General features: G+C 59.7%; 5 protein-coding genes and 1 pseudogene. 5 read left to right on the top strand and 1 reads right to left on the bottom strand.

From position 1 onward, the window contains the following. The first annotated feature begins 304 nt into the window (after positions 1-304). Together FPK30_RS04170 and FPK30_RS04165 are read left to right on the top strand one after the other, a co-directional pair. Positions 305-4,085, top strand: a pseudogene (locus FPK30_RS04170) (RCC1 domain-containing protein). A 397-nt stretch (positions 4,086-4,482) separates the two neighbouring features. Next, positions 4,483-8,199: an RCC1 domain-containing protein gene (locus tag FPK30_RS04165; RefSeq protein ID WP_144085421.1), complete on the top strand. Its 3,717-nt coding sequence runs from the start codon at positions 4,483-4,485 to the stop codon at positions 8,197-8,199. 501 nt (positions 8,200-8,700) lie between these two features. Here FPK30_RS04165 and FPK30_RS08195 read toward each other — a convergent pair. Then, the gene (locus tag FPK30_RS08195; RefSeq protein WP_198199090.1) at positions 8,701-9,060 is read right to left on the bottom strand and encodes a hypothetical protein; all 360 of its coding nucleotides are present in this window, start codon (positions 9,058-9,060) and stop codon (positions 8,701-8,703) included. Here FPK30_RS08195 and FPK30_RS04160 point away from each other — a divergent pair. From FPK30_RS04160 to FPK30_RS04145, 3 genes are all read left to right on the top strand, one after another. Next, positions 9,029-11,503 carry an RCC1 domain-containing protein gene (locus FPK30_RS04160; protein ID WP_186279370.1) on the top strand — a complete coding sequence of 825 codons (2,475 nt, stop codon included), beginning with the start codon at positions 9,029-9,031 and terminating at the stop codon, positions 11,501-11,503. The two genes, FPK30_RS08195 and FPK30_RS04160, sit on opposite strands and share 32 nt — an antisense overlap. Continuing rightward, a complete protein-coding gene (locus FPK30_RS04150; protein WP_332460634.1) occupies positions 11,424-12,323 on the top strand; it encodes an RCC1 domain-containing protein in 900 nt (299 codons plus the stop codon). The genes FPK30_RS04160 and FPK30_RS04150 overlap by 80 nt, the downstream gene beginning before the upstream one ends. A gap of 259 nt (positions 12,324-12,582) precedes the next feature. Next, a complete protein-coding gene (locus FPK30_RS04145) occupies positions 12,583-16,284 on the top strand; it encodes an RCC1 domain-containing protein (RefSeq protein ID WP_144085418.1) in 3,702 nt (1,233 codons plus the stop codon). The last annotated feature ends 269 nt before the right edge of the window (positions 16,285-16,553 follow it).

Genomic DNA, 16,553 nt, shown 5'->3' with positions numbered 1-16,553 from the left:
AGACAGCCCGGCTAAACAGGGTGGCCCCGCACTCCCCCAATACAGCGGAGCCACCCATTCTCTTTTGCAACCGCTCGCCCAGGAGGATCGATAAGTCGAACAGAATAAACATTCCTTAGACAAAGCAGGATCGATTTCCTGGCACACATCACTGACCTTGGCGAAGAGTGGATAGTCATGTCCACCAGGGTGATAAAATTATTGCAGATGAGGCCGGGATTGTGCCCGGCGCGCGGCGGGGGATCCGGACTGGGGAGTTCCGGGCATGTAGCCGCAGGTCCTGGGGAAGGGGATCATGTTTACCATGCGTCAGCATACGAACACGCACAGTCGTCCGGTCATGGCCGTCAGCCTTCTGCTCGCCGTCATCCTGCCGGCAAGTCTGATCGCTGGTGGCCTCGCTGCGGCCGACACGACCGCCAGCGATCCTGTTGTGGCCGGCGCGAGCGCGCCTGCCCCAGCAGGAGGCACCGGGGGGGGGGGGTCGTCAGACCCCTCGCGTAGCTAAGCAAAATTCCGGTATTTCCTCTAGCAAGGCAACATCGCTGGCAACACCAGCATCTCCCTTATCCACACCCTCTCCCCTGAACCCCACGCACGTCGAACCCGACGGAACCGACAAGCATAAAAGTCCTGACAGCCAGAAGCTGGCTCGCTCATCCACGCAATACACCGTCACCTTCACAAACCTGCAGGGCGCCGATATACAGCAAAGCGTCACAGACGGGAGACAGGCAAAACGGCCCGACGATCCCACCAAGGACGGCTACCTCTTTGACGGCTGGTTCAACGGCGATACGCCCATCGCCTACGACTTCAGCCAGCCCGTCACCAACAATCTGACTCTCAAAGCTCACTGGACAAAGGGATCAGGCGACTGGAGCATTAATCCGAATAATGGCCCCACTTCCGGCAACACCGATGTCACGCTTGCGCCGCCTGCCACAAGAGGCATACGATTCAGCCAAGTCAGTGCAGGAAAGAACCACTCTCTGGCCCTTGGCTCCGACGGCAACCTGTACACTTGGGGTTACAACAGAAATGGACAGCTGGGTCGAAAACTCGCCATACTGGCCGATAACCGGCCAGGGATGGTGACTATACCTGGCAACGCTCATCATACTTTCGTTTCAGTCAGCGCGGCTGGCGCCTATTGCTTGGCCATTGATAAAGACGGCAACCTCTACAGCTGGGGAGACAATCAGGATGGCCAACTGGGACGCGATACCGGAGGAGCCTCAACCGATCAGCCAGGCCAGGTGAAAGCGCCGACAGGAGTCAAATTTACCCAGGCTATCGCAGGAAACGGATTCTCCATGGCTTTCGGCTCAGACGGCAACCTGTACAGCTGGGGGGACAACGAATATGGCGAACTAGGACGTCCAACCGATGCCGACAACAATGTTCCCGTGGGAGTGGCCGGAAAACCTGCAGATGCCAAGCCTGGCTTCACCTGGACACAGGCCAGCGCAGGAATGAATCATACTCTGGCCATGGGCTCGGACGGCAAGCTGTACAGCTGGGGAAACAACGACTACGACCAGCTGGGACGGGACATCGGGAGTTCTTCAACCAGCCAGCCAGATCAAGTGGAAACGCCTGCAGGCGTCACTTTCACTCAAGCCGTTGCAGGTGTCTTCCACTCCATGGCCATTGACCAGAAAGGCGAGATGTACAGCTGGGGAAACAACGACTGCAAGCAGCTGGGACGGGACACCGACAGCATACCTAGAAGCAAGCCAGGCCTTGTGGGTATACCTGAAGGCACACAAATCGTCAAAGCCTATGGCGGATACTGGTTCAGCATGGCCATGGACGCGGACGGCAACCTCTACACCTGGGGATTCAACGATGCCGGCGAACTGGGACGTACCGCTTCCGGCTCAGTCATGCAACCCGGCAAAGTCGCTATGCCAACGAACATCACCGCCTCTCAGGCCGTTGTGGGAAACTTCCATTGTCTGGCCATCGGCTCGGACGGCAACCTCTACACCTGGGGACTTAACAATGGCGGCCAAATCGGCAGGGGCGCAATCGGCAACGATGCCTATTCACCTGGTCAATTGACATTCCCTGCATCGCCTATACTTACCAGCGTCACCTTCGATGAAACAGCCATTACGGAAGCGACATTCAATATCGACGGCACTTGGACCTTCGCTACGCCGCAGCATGCGGAAGGCTGGGTTCCCATCACCGTGACATGGAGGCTGAGTGCCCCGCAGCCAGACCAGACAGTATATTTGGGTTACACCTACATAGGAACACCGCGCACCGTAACCTTCGACCCAGCCAATGGCAGTGCGGCAAATAGCGAAACCGTCAACGACGGCTACCGGGTTAAACGACCAGCCGATCCGATCTGGAATGACCATCGCTTTGATGGCTGGTTCCTCAAGGATGCCAAAGGCGGTTCCAATGTGGCTTATGATTTCAGCCAGCCGGTCACCGCAGACATCACGCTGGTCGCCCACTGGAGCCCTGCCAACACCGGCGGTTGGTCGATCAACCCGATCAAGGGCAGCTCGATGGGCGGACAGCAGGTGACCATTACGCCGCCCAAGATAAGCCGAGGCATCCGCTTCAACCAGGTCAGCGCCGGCGGCTACCATGCGGGGGACTTCCGCGGCTTCTCTCTGGGCGTGGCCAGCGACGGGAACGCCTACGCCTGGGGCAGCAACCAGCACGGCCAGCTTGGCCAAGGCACCGCCAACAACACCACGCAGAAAACGCCGGTCAAGGTTCCCCTGCCCGACGGCGTGGCCGCCGGCTTTACCTACACGCAGGTTGCAGCTGGCGGCTACCACGTGCTGGCTGTTGGCAGCGACGGCATCGTCTACAGCTGGGGGGCCAACGACCACGGGCAGCTGGGCGACGGCACCACCAGCGACCATTCCAAGCCGCAGCCCGTCAAAGGCCCGGACGGTCAGCCCTTCAAAGCCGTCCAGGTGAGCGCCGGTGCCTACGACTCGGCCGCCATCGACCCGCAGGGGCGCGTCTACACTTGGGGCAGCGAAAACAACAATTACACCGCATACAGCACGTCCAAACTGGCGCCAGCCCTAGCCAAGGATCCCAAGGGCTCCGGCCTGGGACTGCACGCGGCCCAGGTCAGCCTCGGCTGGAGCTTCATCATGGCCAAGGACACGGACGGCAGCCTCTACACCTGGGGATACGACAACTACGGGCAACTCGGCAACGGAGCGGCCACAGGAGAATACAGCACCACATACGCCGCCGACCCGGCACCCGTACCCGACCCCGGAGACACCAGCAAGGCCTTCAAAGCCGCGCAGATCAGCGCAGGCGCCAACCACGCCCTGGCCATCAGCCAGGACGGCACAGCCTGGGCATGGGGATACAACGACCACGGGCAGCTAGGCGACGGTACGACAACCAGCCAGCCCTCCCCCAAGCAGATCCCGGATCCTACGAACTCCAGCCAAGCATTCCAGGCCGCATGGATCAGCGCCGGCGTGCACCACTCCCTGGCCGTCAACCAGAACGACGCAGCCTGGGCCTGGGGATGGAACACCGACGGCCAGCTCGGCAACGGCACCACCAGCGACCAGCCCACGCCCACGCGCGTATCGTCGCCCGCGGGCCAAGGCAAGGCCGACGGCGGGCTCACAGCCGCACGTGCCAATGCAGGACGAAACCACTCCCTGGCCATCGGTCAGGATGGCAACGCCTACGCCTGGGGTGACAACCAGTACAACCAGCTTGGCGTCGAGCAAAGCCTGACGCAGAGCAGTACTCCGGCTCTGGTGTCCTTCAACCCGGTCCTGCTGATCACCGGTGTCAGCTTCGACCAGACAGCAGTTGGTACTCTGCAACAGAACTCTAACGGCTCTGTTTCCCTGGTCACGCCCGCCCATAACCCGGGACAGGCTGATGTCATCGTGGATTGGACCCTGGGCGGAATCGCCCAGACTCAAACACACCTGACCTACACCTACGAAGGCATCCTGCCCCACGCCGGCAGCAGCGGGATCATGATCCTGCTGGCCGTCGGAATGCTGGCAACAGCTGGTGCCGCAGCCTCCGGACGCCACAGGCGGGAGACCCGCAGACTGCAAGCCTGAAGACTTCACACGAGTAAGCAGCCGGACCATACCCCAAGATGGCCAGGTTAAACAGGGTGGCCCCGCAGTCCCCAACACAGCGGAGCCACCCATTCTCTTTAGCACCCGTCCGCCCAGAAGAATCGATAAGCCAGTTAGAACAAACAGTTCTCAGGCGCCTGCGCCTAGGCATGTCCACCAGGGTGATAAAGTTGTTGCAGATGAGGCCGGGAATGTGCCCGGCATGCGGCGGGGGATCCGGACTGGGGAGTTCCGGGCATGTAGCCGCAGTTCCTGGGGAAGGGGATCATGCTTATCATGCGTCAGCATCAGCACACGTCTATCGGACCGGCTATGGCTCTCAGCACACTGCTGGCTGTCATCCTGCCTCTAGGCCTGCTTGTCGGCTCCAGCGCCGATGCCAGCACTGAGGCCAGCGAACCTGCTGTGTCCGGCGCGAGCGCGCCCACCACAACAGGAGGCACCGGGGGGGGGGGGTCGTCAGACCCCTCGCGTAGCTAAGCAAAATTCCGGCATTTCCTCTAGCAAGACAACATCACAGGCCACACCGTCAACACCCGAATCTCCACTAGTTTCACCATCTCCGCTGACCACATCCTCTCCACTAGCCACTTCTTCCCCTCTGCATTCCACGCCAGAGAAAACAAGCACCGAAGGCAGCTCCGCCCATAGCCTCTTACAAACACGTTCGAACACCCAATACACCGTCACTTTCAGCAATCCCCAAGGCACCGATACAACTCAGACAACAACAGACGGCGAGCGCGCAATACGACCGGCCGACCCGACCAAGGACGGCTACCTCTTTGACGGATGGTTCATCGGCGACACCCCGGTCGCCTATGACTTCAACCAGCCAGTCACCGGCAATCTGACCCTCACGGCCAGGTGGACCAAGGGTTCTGAAACCTGGAGCATCAGCCCTGATCACGGGCCCGAAACCGGCAATAACAAGGTCACTATTACGCCGCCTACAAGGCAAGACATCAGATTCAGCCAAATCCAAGCAGGCAACAGCCACTCTCTGGCCATAGGCTCGGACGGCAACCTCTACAGCTGGGGCAGCAACCAGAACGGACAGCTGGGCCGCAACATCGGATCGGCCTCATACGATGCCAAGCCAGGCATGGTCGCCAAACCCGCAGGAGCATCAGAAGACTTTACCTGGGTGCAGGCCAGCGCAGGATACGATCACTCCTTGGCCATAGGCTCGGACGGCAACCTTTACAGCTGGGGCATCAACAGCTTCGGTCAGCTGGGCCGCAGCATCGCTTCAGCCAACGATGCCCAGCCAGGTCTGGTCGCCAAACCCGCAGGAACTTCAAAAACCTTTACCTGGTCGCAGGTCAGCGCAGGCGGCGCATTTTCTCTGGCAATCGGTTCCGACGGCGTTTTGTACAGCTGGGGAAACAACCAATGGGGACAGCTGGGAATCGGCATCCGAGACTCGCAGACCCATATCACGCCAAGCCCCATCAAAGAGCCATCAACAGCAACCATCACATGGAGCAAGGTCAGCGCAGGATACGACCATGCATTGGCCATAGGCTCAGATAACAGCGTCTACAGCTGGGGCGGCAACAACCATGGTCAACTGGGCAACGGTGACTCAAGCTCCTACTGGAGCACTACACTCGTGAAAGCCCAACTGCCCGATGCCGCCACCATTACCAAAATCAGCGCAAAAAGCGACTCCTCCCTCGCTCTCACCTCTGATGGCACCCTGTACGCCTGGGGATGGAACGACAATGGCCAGATAGGACGAGGAGCTACAGGATCAAGCGCCTTCTATGTAAATCCAGACAAGCTCAGCGTGAGCGGAGTCAGCTTCACACAGGCCGGTGCCGGAAGAGGAACCACCCTGGCTTTGGGATCCGATGGCAAGCTCTACGGCTGGGGAAAGTACGGGGGGACGCCCATAACCGGCGCTCCCAGCCAGGTCAGCTTCACACAGGTCAGCGCTGGAGACGATTATCTTTTGGCCTTAGGCTCGGACGGCAACCTCTACAGCTGGGGCAACAACAATTACGGCCAGCTAGGACTCACCGACAATGTCGGCACATCAACAGGTACCCGAACCCCAAAGCTCACATCCTTCCCTGAAACAGCCATTCTCAGCTCCGTCGATTTCGGCGGAGCAGCGGGAACGAATCTGACTGCCGACACGGACGGCACTTGGAGCGTCACCACACCCCCACATGCAGCAGGCAAGATCGACGTCACCGTCACCTGGAGCATGAACGGCCAGCAGCCTGATGTGCACCTGACCTACCGATACCTGGGCATTTATAATGTCTCATTTTCGTCCAATGACAGTTCCTGCCCAACACCCTCAGGCATGTCCAAAGATCAGACTGCAGCGGAGGGCGAGCAGGTCAAACGCCCGTATCCTGACCCGCAAGCGGCCGGGTGCCTGTTCGACGGCTGGTTCATCAAGGACGCCAAAGGGGATTCCAATGTGGCTTATGACTTCAGCCAGCCCGTAACCAAGAACGTCGCGCTGGTCGCGCACTGGAGTCTTGCAGATACTGGCGGCTGGTCGATCAACCCGGTCAAGGGCAGTTCGATGGGCGGCCAACAGGTGACCATCAAGCCACCCAAAACAAGCCGGGGCATCCGCTTCAACCAGATCAGCGCAGGCGGCTCCAAAAACAGAGAGATGCGCGGCTTCTCAATAGGCGTGGCCAGCGACGGAAACGCCTACGGTTGGGGTAACAACAATTACGGGCAACTGGGAACCGGCGACAACAAGCAGCAGAGCACACCAACCGAGGTTCTCAAGCCGGAGGGTGTCAAAGAAGGTTTCACCTACACACAGATTTCGTCAGCGGGAGCACACACTCTGGCTATCGGCTCCAACGGCATACTCTACAGCTGGGGGCGCAACGATTTCGGCCAGCTGGGCAACGGCAGCACGGACACGAGCGTCCACACCAAGCCGGAAGCCGTCATCAACCCCAGTACGGGCCAACCGTTCCAGGCCATCCAAGTCAGCGCCGGAGCCTGCGACTCGGTCGCCATCGATACTACGGGCAAGGTCTACAGCTGGGGAAGCGAAACCACAACCCTCGGTGATAGCGTCAATACGGCAAACTCCGCTGCCAAGCCGAAGCCCACCCTAGTGGCCGATCCTGGCGGCACCGACCAGGGTCTGCATGCGGTCCAGGTCAGCGCCAACTGGAGCTTCATCATGGCCTTGGACGCGGATGGCAACATATACGCCTGGGGATACAACAATTGGGGGCAATTCGGCAACGGAACCTCGACCAACAGCACCTGGTCGGCCTACTCCTCCATTCCCACGCAGGTGCTCGATCCCACGGACACCAGCAAAGGATTGCAGGCCACTCAGATCAGCACGGGCGCATGGCACGCCCTGGCCATCGGTAAGAACGGTACGGTCTGGGCTTGGGGAATGGACAACAACGGCCAGCTCGGCTTCAGTACCGACTATCAGACGTTGCCTAAGCAGGTGCCTAATCTCAAAGCCCAGCAGGTTAGCGCAAGCACATGGAATTCTCTGGCCATCAGCCAGGACGGCACAGCCTGGGGATGGGGCAACAACGCCTACGGCCAGCTCGGCGACGGCACCACCAGCAGACGTACCGCGCCCCGGCAAGTCTCGCCCCCTGCTGGTCAGAGCAGCTCCAAGTCAGGATTCACATCAGTGCGAATCAGTGCAGGATGGGGCCATTCCGTGGCCATCGGCCAGGACGGCAAGGCCTATGCCTGGGGCAACAATCAGTATGGCCAGATTGGCAATGGGAGCACGACACAAAACAGTATCCCGACCCTGGTGGCCTTCAACCCGGAGCTGCTGATCACAGGTGTCAGCTTCGACCAGACGACGGCCGGCGCCCTGCAACAGAACTCAGACGGCTCTGTCTCCTTGACCACCCCTGCCCACAATCCAGGGCAGGCTGAGGTGATCGTGGATTGGACCCTAGGCGGGACCAGCCAGCCCCAGACGCACCTGACCTACACCTACGAAGGCATGCTGCCCAATGCTGGCAGCAGTGGAACCATGATTCTGCTGGCTGCCGGGCTACTGGCCGCAGCCGGCGCTATTGCAGCCGGGCGTCACCAACGGGAGACACGCAGCCTGCAAGTCTAATGACTTCACACGAGTAAGCAGCCGGACCATACCCCAAGATGGCCCGGCCAAACAGGGTGGCCCCGCAGACCTCAACACAGCGGAGCCACCCACCCCCTCTTCACCTCATTTCCCTCTCACATCAACTACAGCACCAAGCCAAAAGGAAAAACAACGTAATTTTGACATCCGCAAGGCAGCAACTAGTTGCCTGCAACCCCGCCAAATTCCAGTCCGGCAGTCAATGTGTGTAGAGCGTGGTAGCATGAAGACCTATAAGCCGGGGAAGTTCTCGGCAGACAGCTCGTTTTTCTTGGGGTTTTTATTGGAGAGCTGCTGATTTTGAGGAAGGGGATCGCACCCATCATGCGTCATCGTCGAAAAAAGCAGATTCGGTCATCCACTGTTGCTGGCCTTCTACTCGCGATTATCCTGCCTACCAGCCTTCTGACTGGCCTTGCTGCTACTGCCGAGCCAGTCACGAACGAGTCTAGAGCAGCCAGCGCGAGCGCGCAGACTGCTCTAAATGGCACCGGGGGGGGGGGGTCGACCGACCGCTCGGGTAGATAAACAAAACCCTGGAACTTCCTCCAGCACCGTAAACTCGCAGAGCCCGTCAACAAAACCTGCGACACCGTCTTCACCTACAGCAACCCCAAACACTTCAACAGCGCCTTCCACCGCTCCAGGCACTTCAGATTCCCCGTCGGGTACTACCGCGCCCCAGAATCCCACCAAGCCGAATCCTTCTTCCGACTCCTCCCCAGCGCCGACGACCACCCCGCCTGAAACCAATTCCAAGGATTCTGACAAGGCCAGCAAAAACAGCGGAAACTCAGTCCAGCCACGCTTGTCCTCATACAGAGTAATTTTCGACAGCACTATAGGTTCGTCAGTATTACCGTCAACACTCGACCCAGGAAGTAGAGTGGTACGTCCCCCAGACCCCTACTCCAAAGGTTATACCTTTGTCGGCTGGTTCATTGGGAATACCGCTTATGACTTCACCCAGCCCGTCACCTCAAACCTCACGCTGACAGCCCGCTGGGCCAAGGGTCTCAATTCCTGGAGTCTCAGCCCTAGCCATGGTCCTGCCGCCGGCAACACGACAGCAACCCTGACCCCGCCGGCCATAGGGGATATCCGCTTCAGCCAGTTCAGCGCAGGAAAAGACTTTTCGATAGCCATCGACTCGGTAGGAACGCTATACAGCTGGGGCAACAACAGCGAGGGGCAGTTGGGACGCATACCAAGCGCCAGCGAACCTGCCGATCGGCCTGGACGAGTAGACGTTCCAGATGGCACCCGCTTCATCCAGGTCAGCGCAGGAGACGAATATGTTGTGGCCATCGATATCACTAACCATCTATACAGCTGGGGAAGCAATGAAAAAGGCCAGTCAGGACTTGGACCCATCCACTCATCAAGTTCAGTGCCAAATCAGGTGGTCCCAGCTGTAAATTCCTCCAAAAGCTTTGTTCAAGTCAGTGCAGGACCAAACTATGCGCTGGCCACATGCTCGGACGGAATCATGTACAGCTGGGGAGACAACAGCAGCGGCCAGCTGGGACGCGACACTACCGGAAAGGGAGGTGACAGCACGTACCCGAACCCTGTGCCGCTGCCAAAAGGCGTAAAGATCACCCAGGTGACCGCAGGCGGCAAGGCCTCCCTTGCACTCGCATCCGACGGCAGCGTGTACAGCTGGGGAGACAACAGCAACGGCCAGCTGGGACGCACACCCAACGCCAGCGAACCTGCCAATCAGCCATACAGAATGAATACGGCGGACGGCATGAGCTTTAGCCAGGTCAGCGCAGGATACCGCCACACACTGGCTATTGATTCAGATGGCAATGCATACAGCTGGGGGTACGGCAGCACCAGCCAGCCCAGCAAGGTAACCCTGCCCGACGGCGTCAAAACAAGGCATGTCAGCGCGGGATACGACTACTCCCTGGCGACTGGTTCCGACGGCAACATCTATAGCTGGGGAGACAACAGCAGCGGCCAGCTGGGACGGGATACGGGTGGAGAGACCACCAACCAGCCGGACAAAGCGAACATGCCCGACGGCATCACCTATACTCAATTCAGTGCAGGGTACAGGCACATCCTGGCCATGGGTTCGGACGGCTACCTCTACGGCTGGGGAGACGATAGCAGCGGCCAGCTGGGCGCTGGAAATACCAGCAGTGTGCCAGTTATCACACCGAACAAGGCAGACTTCCCACAAGCATTCACATTCATCAGCGCCAAGCTGGATGGAACCCCGATCACCGACTTGACCAGGAACCAGAACGGCACCTTGAGTTTCCGCACCCCTGCGCACGAAAAGGGCCAGGTGGAGGTAACAGTCGCCTGGGCCAGGAACGGCCATCAGCCCGATGCACACCTGCCTTACAAGTATGATGGTTCAACGTACTCAGTCGCTTTCGACAGCGCGGGCGGTACACCAACACCAGATACCCAGCGGGTCATGGATGGCGATCAGGCTGCTCGCCCGGACAAGGATCCAGCCAAGGACGGCTATCTGTTCGACGGATGGTTCCTCAAAGACTCCAAGGGCGACTCCAATATAGCCTACGACTTCAACCAGCCTGTCACCGACGACATTACCTTGGCCGCCCACTTCAGTCCCGTCTCGCACTGGACCATCTACAAGAAGGAGGGGCCCCAAACTGGCGGCCAGAGCATCAAACTGACCCCACCGCAAGGCACACGCGGAATTCGCTTCTCTTGGATCCAATCAGGAGATGATTTTTCCCTGGCTCTCGGTTCAGACGGCAACCTCTACAGCTGGGGAATCAATTACGATTACCAGCTTGGACACACCACTTCAGATAAGCCTGTCATGGTGGAGACTCCAGCCGGAGTCCGCTATACCCAGGCCGCTGCAGGACAAAAGTTCGCCTTGGCACTCGGTTCAGACGGCTATGTATATACTTGGGGAAACAACACTTATGAACAGCTGGGACGCTACACCTTCGGCAACGATCACAATGCCCCCGACAAAGTCGCGCCGCCTGCGGGCATCCGCTACACTCGAGTCTACGCGGGTGATCGCTTCGCCTTGGCATTAGGCTCCGATGGCAACCTCTACGCCTGGGGAGACGATCAAGGAGGCGCACTAGGGCAAGGCAAATCCGTATTCAAGAACAGAGCCCCTCTTAGAGTAGCTGCACCCGAAGGCGTCACATTCACCCAGGTTTTCACAGGTCCATTCAAGCAGGCATGTCCTCGCCCTGGGCTCAGACGGCAACCTCTACAGCTGGGGATACAACGATTCGTTCCAACTGGGCCGCCAACGTACTACGATAACTGATCTATATGACCCCCTGCCCTACAAAGTAAAGGCCCCAACCGGCGTCACATTTACGCAAGCCAGCACGGGACTGAACTTCTCGCTGGCTCTGGGCTCCGACAATAATCTCTACAGCTGGGGAGGCAACGGCAAAGACCAGTTGGGGAACATGGAACCGATTTCTGCGACCCCTTCCAGGGTCGTCATGCCTTCAGGCGTTCACTTCACCCGGTTTGCGGCGGGAAGTTACTTTGTCCTCGCTGCAGGATCAGACGGCAACACCTACAGCTGGGGATACAATGATTGCGGACAACTTGGACGCACCACCAGTGGCAAATCCGACTATCTGCCCACCAAAATGGACGCTCCAACGGGCATCACCCTCACCCAGCCTAAGGCAGGAAGAAACCACTCCTTGGCCATAGGATCAGACGGCAACACCTACAGCTGGGGAAGCAACGACCAAGGTATACTGGGACGCGACATCAGCGGCAACCAGGATTCGCATCCAGGCAAGGTCATCTTCCCTGGAGTCGGCATTCCCAAACTCGTTCAATTCGGCAATACGAGCGGAATTTATCCGACCGACAACAATGACGGTACCTGGAAGGTGACCACACCGCCTTACACTCCAGGGCCGGTTACGGTAACCATCAACTGGACGCTGAACGGGGTTAAGCAACTTCCTGACACCAGCAACACCTACCTGTACACCTCCATCAGCGTCCTGCCCCGGGCCGGCGGCGCCGGCATATTCCTGCCCCTCGCCGTTGGTCTGCTCATCATCACAGCAACCATGGCAGCGCGACGCCTGAGAAAGGCCAAAAGCCTGAATCAGTAGACTTCGCACGAGTAAGCAGGCCCGGATTACGTCTATCCCCAAATTATGACGATCCTGGCCCTACAGGGTGGCCCCGCAATCCCCCAACACAGCGGAGCCACCCTTCTTATTCGCCCTGGTGTTGCTCCTACTCTTGCCCGTCCGCGCGTGATAGACTGCAATACAGCTGTCGGGATGGTCCCCGGCACACGTCTCGTGAAGCGACTTGGGGATTTTCATCATCGAGCCACCTGTTTGGGGAAAGGGGTTCGCAGCCATCATGCACCATAGGGATGCTTCTGCCCAGCCATGCATTGCCGTGAGCCTTCTGCTTGCCATCATCCTGATCGCAAGTCTGATCATGGGCAGCCTCGCCACAGCCGACACTGACACCAACACCGACACCGACACAAGCCAGCCAACGCTGCAGGCCACGCCGACGACACCCCAGTCCCCATTGACACCAACACCCTCGCCACTGAACACCATACCCGAACACGATCAAACACCTGACAGTCGCCCCCAAGCACGCTCAACAAGGCACACCGTCACCTTCGACAGCGCCGACGGCAGCAGCATCGACCCTCAAAACGTCGATGACGGCGCACTGGCCAGCCGGCCCGCCAAGGACCCGACCCGGGACGGCTACCTGTTCGACGGCTGGTTCACCGGCAATCTTGCCTACGACTTCACCCAACCCGTCACTGCAGACCTCACCCTGACCGCCCACTGGACCAAGGGAACCAGTGCCTGGAGCCTCTCCCCCACCTCCGGGTCAGCCGCCGGAGGCGACAAGATCACCTTGGTCCCACCCGCCAAACCCGGCGTACGATTCAGCCACATCAGCTCGGGTCTATGGCATACCTTGGCCATGGGCTCGGACGGCAACCTCTACAGCTGGGGACAAAACAAAGCAAGTCTGGGACGCGACACCAATGAGATACCAGCCACCGCACCGAGCAAGGCGCCAGAAGGCACCCCAGGCCTGGTCACCCCGCCGACCGGCGTCCACTTCACCCAGACCAGCGCAGGAATGAGCCTTTCCCTGGCCATGGGCTCGGACGGCAACCTTTACAGCTGGGGACTAAACGACAACGGGCAGCTGGGACGCAGCACCACCAGCACGCCAGCTGACAGACCGGGCCTGGTCACCCCGCCGACCGGCGTCCACTTCACCCAGTTCACCGCCGGATACTCGCAATCCCTGGCCATCGGCTCGGACGGCAACCTCTACAGCTGGGGAGACAACAGCCGAGGCCAGTTGGGACGCGACACGGGATCAGCGACCTACGACGCCACGCCAGGCAGAGTGTCAATGCCGACAGGCATCACCTGCACCCAGATCAGCGGGGGAACCTTCTATTCCTTGGCTCTGGGCTCGGACGGCAACATTTACAGCTGGGGAGACAACACTCAGGGCGAACTCGGACGCAACACCAACAGCGAACAGCCAGGAACCCTGCCGAACAAAGTGATCCTGCCGACAGGCGTTACGAAATACACCGCGATTGCCGCACAGGGATGGTGTTCTCTGGCCATGGGCTCAGACGGCAACCTCTACAGCTGGGGTTACAACAGCTACGGCCAGATGGGACGAGATACCGACACGCCAACACAAAACATCGATCCAGGCAAAGTGACGCTGCCCACAGGCGTCACGAGATTCACCCAGTTCGGCGCAGGAAACCAACACACCCTGGCCGTAGGCTCGGACGGCAACCTCTACAGCTGGGGAAGCAACAAATTCGGCCAGCTGGGACGCGACGCCAGCAGCTTGAGAAATGCCACACCGGGCAAAGTATCCCTGCCGGCAGGCATCAGCTGCATCCAGATCAACGCAGAGAATACCTCCTCCCTGATCCTAGGCTCGGACGGCAACCTCTACAGCTGGGGAGACAACAGCCGAAGCCAGTTGGGACGCACGACCACTGGTCATTCTGACGCCCACCCCGGCACAGTCACATTCCCCGAGGATCCCAGACCCGTCAGCGTCAGCTTCGGCGGGACGCCCGGCACCAACCTCAACGCCCAGTCAAACGGCACCTGGAGCGTCACCACGCCCCAGCATGCAGCAGGCAAGACCGATGTCACCATCATCTGGGGCATGAACGGCCAGCAGCCCGACACCCACCTGACCTACCAATACGTGAACGCCTACCATGTCACTTTCTCTTCCGACAGTGACTCCCCTACAGCACCCTCGGGCATGCCCGGACCCCAGTCCGTCACCGAAGGCAGGCAGGCCACACGCCCGATCGCAGACCCAACCAAAGACGGCTTCCTGTTCGACGGCTGGTTCCTCAAGGACTCAAAAGGCGAATCCAAGGTGGCTTATGACTTCAGCCAGCCCGTCACCAGCAGCATCACCCTGGTCGCCCATTGGAGCCCTGTAGACATCGGCAGCTGGGCAATCAGCCCGAATAATGGTGATGCCCAGGGCGGCCAGCATGTGACCATCACCCCGCCCAAAACCAGCCGGGGCATCCGCTTCAACCAGATAAGCGCCAGCGATAATTTTGCCGGTTTTTCTATAGGGGTGACCAGCGATGGGAATGCCTACGCCTGGGGCGGCAACGACTACGGGCAGCTGGGCCAGGATCCGAGTACGACGGCCACACAGTACGCGCCGACCAAGGTCCCCCTGCCTGACGGCGCAGCTACCGGGTTCACCTACACGCAGGTCGCCGCAGGCGGAACCCACGTGCTGGCCATCGGCTCCGACCAGACCGTCTACAGCTGGGGACACAATCAATATGGCCAGCTTGGCGACGGCAGCAGGCAAGACCACTCCAAGCCACAGCCCGTCAAGGGCCCAGACGGACAACCCTTCAAGGCCACCCAGGTGACCGCCGGATTCACCGACTCGGCAGCCATCGACCTGAATGGGCGCGTCTACGTCTGGGGCAGCGAAACCTACGGCCCGGACACCTATAGCGCGCCCAAACTGACGCCGGCCCTGGCCAAGGATCCGAGCAGCTCCGACAATGGGCTGAAGGCGGTCCAGGTAAGCGCAAGATACAGCTTCCTCATGGCCCTGGACGCCGACGGCAACGTATACACCTGGGGATACAACAACCACGGACAGCTCGGCAACGGCCAAAGCACAGGAAAATACAGCACCGCATATGCTGCCGACCCAGCTCCCGTGCCCGATCCCAAGAACGCCAGCAAGACCTTTAAGGCCAGGATGATCAGCAGCGGTGAAGTCCACGCACTGGCCATCGGTCAGGACGGCACAGCCTGGGCATGGGGAATGAACGCGGATGGCCAGATCGGCGATGGCACGCTGACCGACCGGTCCACACCCACGCAGGTAAAAAACCCTGCCGATGCCAGCCAGGGATTCCAGGCCGCCCAAATCATCGCCGGAGCCACATATTCGCTGGCTATCGACCAGAGCGGCACAGCCTGGGGATGGGGAGAAAACACCTTTGATCAGTTGGGCAGCAACCAGGGCACCTCCGAGCTGCTCGTCCCCTCACAAGTGTCACCCCCAGCGGGCCAGGACAACGCAGGCAAGGGGTTCGCGGTCGCACGAATCAGCGCAGGATCGGCTTGTTCCATGGCCATCGGTCAGGACGGCAAGAGCTACGGCTGGGGATACAACTACCGTGGGCAACTCGGCACCGGCAGCAACAGCGATACGAAGATCATTACGCCGACCCTGGTGGCGCTATATCCGCCGCCGCTGATTACCGGCGTCAGGTTCGACCAAACAGCAGCCAACAGCCTGCAGCAGAACGCGGACGGGTCGGTCACCCTGACCACGCCAGCCCACAATCCGGGATTGTCTGATGTGATCGTGGACTGGTCCCTGGGCACCGCCAACCAGACCCCGACCCACCTCAGCTACACCTTCAAAGGCATCCTCCCCCTCACAGGCAACACGGGGGTACTCCTTCTGCTCGCCTCCGGCCTGCTTGCCGCCGCCGGTGCTCTGGCAGCCGGACGCCACAGGCATGAATTCACTTCGCTCGAGTAAACGGCCGGGCCGCATCCCAAGAACGGCCCAGCCATAATGGGTGGCTCCGCACCCCCCCAACATCAGGGAGCCACCCATTTTCATTTTTACCTCTGCGCCTAGAGGAAAATATCGGCATCCCAACTTGACATAATATTTTTCGCTCACTTTATCCGAGTGTTGCTCCCCTTCAGACCCGAACCTGCATGCTAGCGTACTTTTTAGCAACCGGGAACGTGCCCGGCATGCGACCGATGAAAAAACTTGGGGTTTTCATCATCGGATTGCCT

This window comes from Bifidobacterium apousia (assembly GCF_007559275.1).
GTDB lineage: Bacteria > Actinomycetota > Actinomycetes > Actinomycetales > Bifidobacteriaceae > Bombiscardovia > Bombiscardovia apousia.
The sequence above is the reverse complement of the archived record's forward strand: the minus strand, read 5'-3'. Positions and strand labels throughout refer to the sequence as shown.

Coding starts and splice junctions, on each gene's coding strand:
- FPK30_RS04165 (WP_144085421.1), top strand. CDS start 4,483: ATGCCAGCACTGAGGCCAGCGAACCTGCTGTGTCCGGCGCGAGCGCGC.
- FPK30_RS04145 (WP_144085418.1), top strand. CDS start 12,583: ATGCACCATAGGGATGCTTCTGCCCAGCCATGCATTGCCGTGAGCCTT.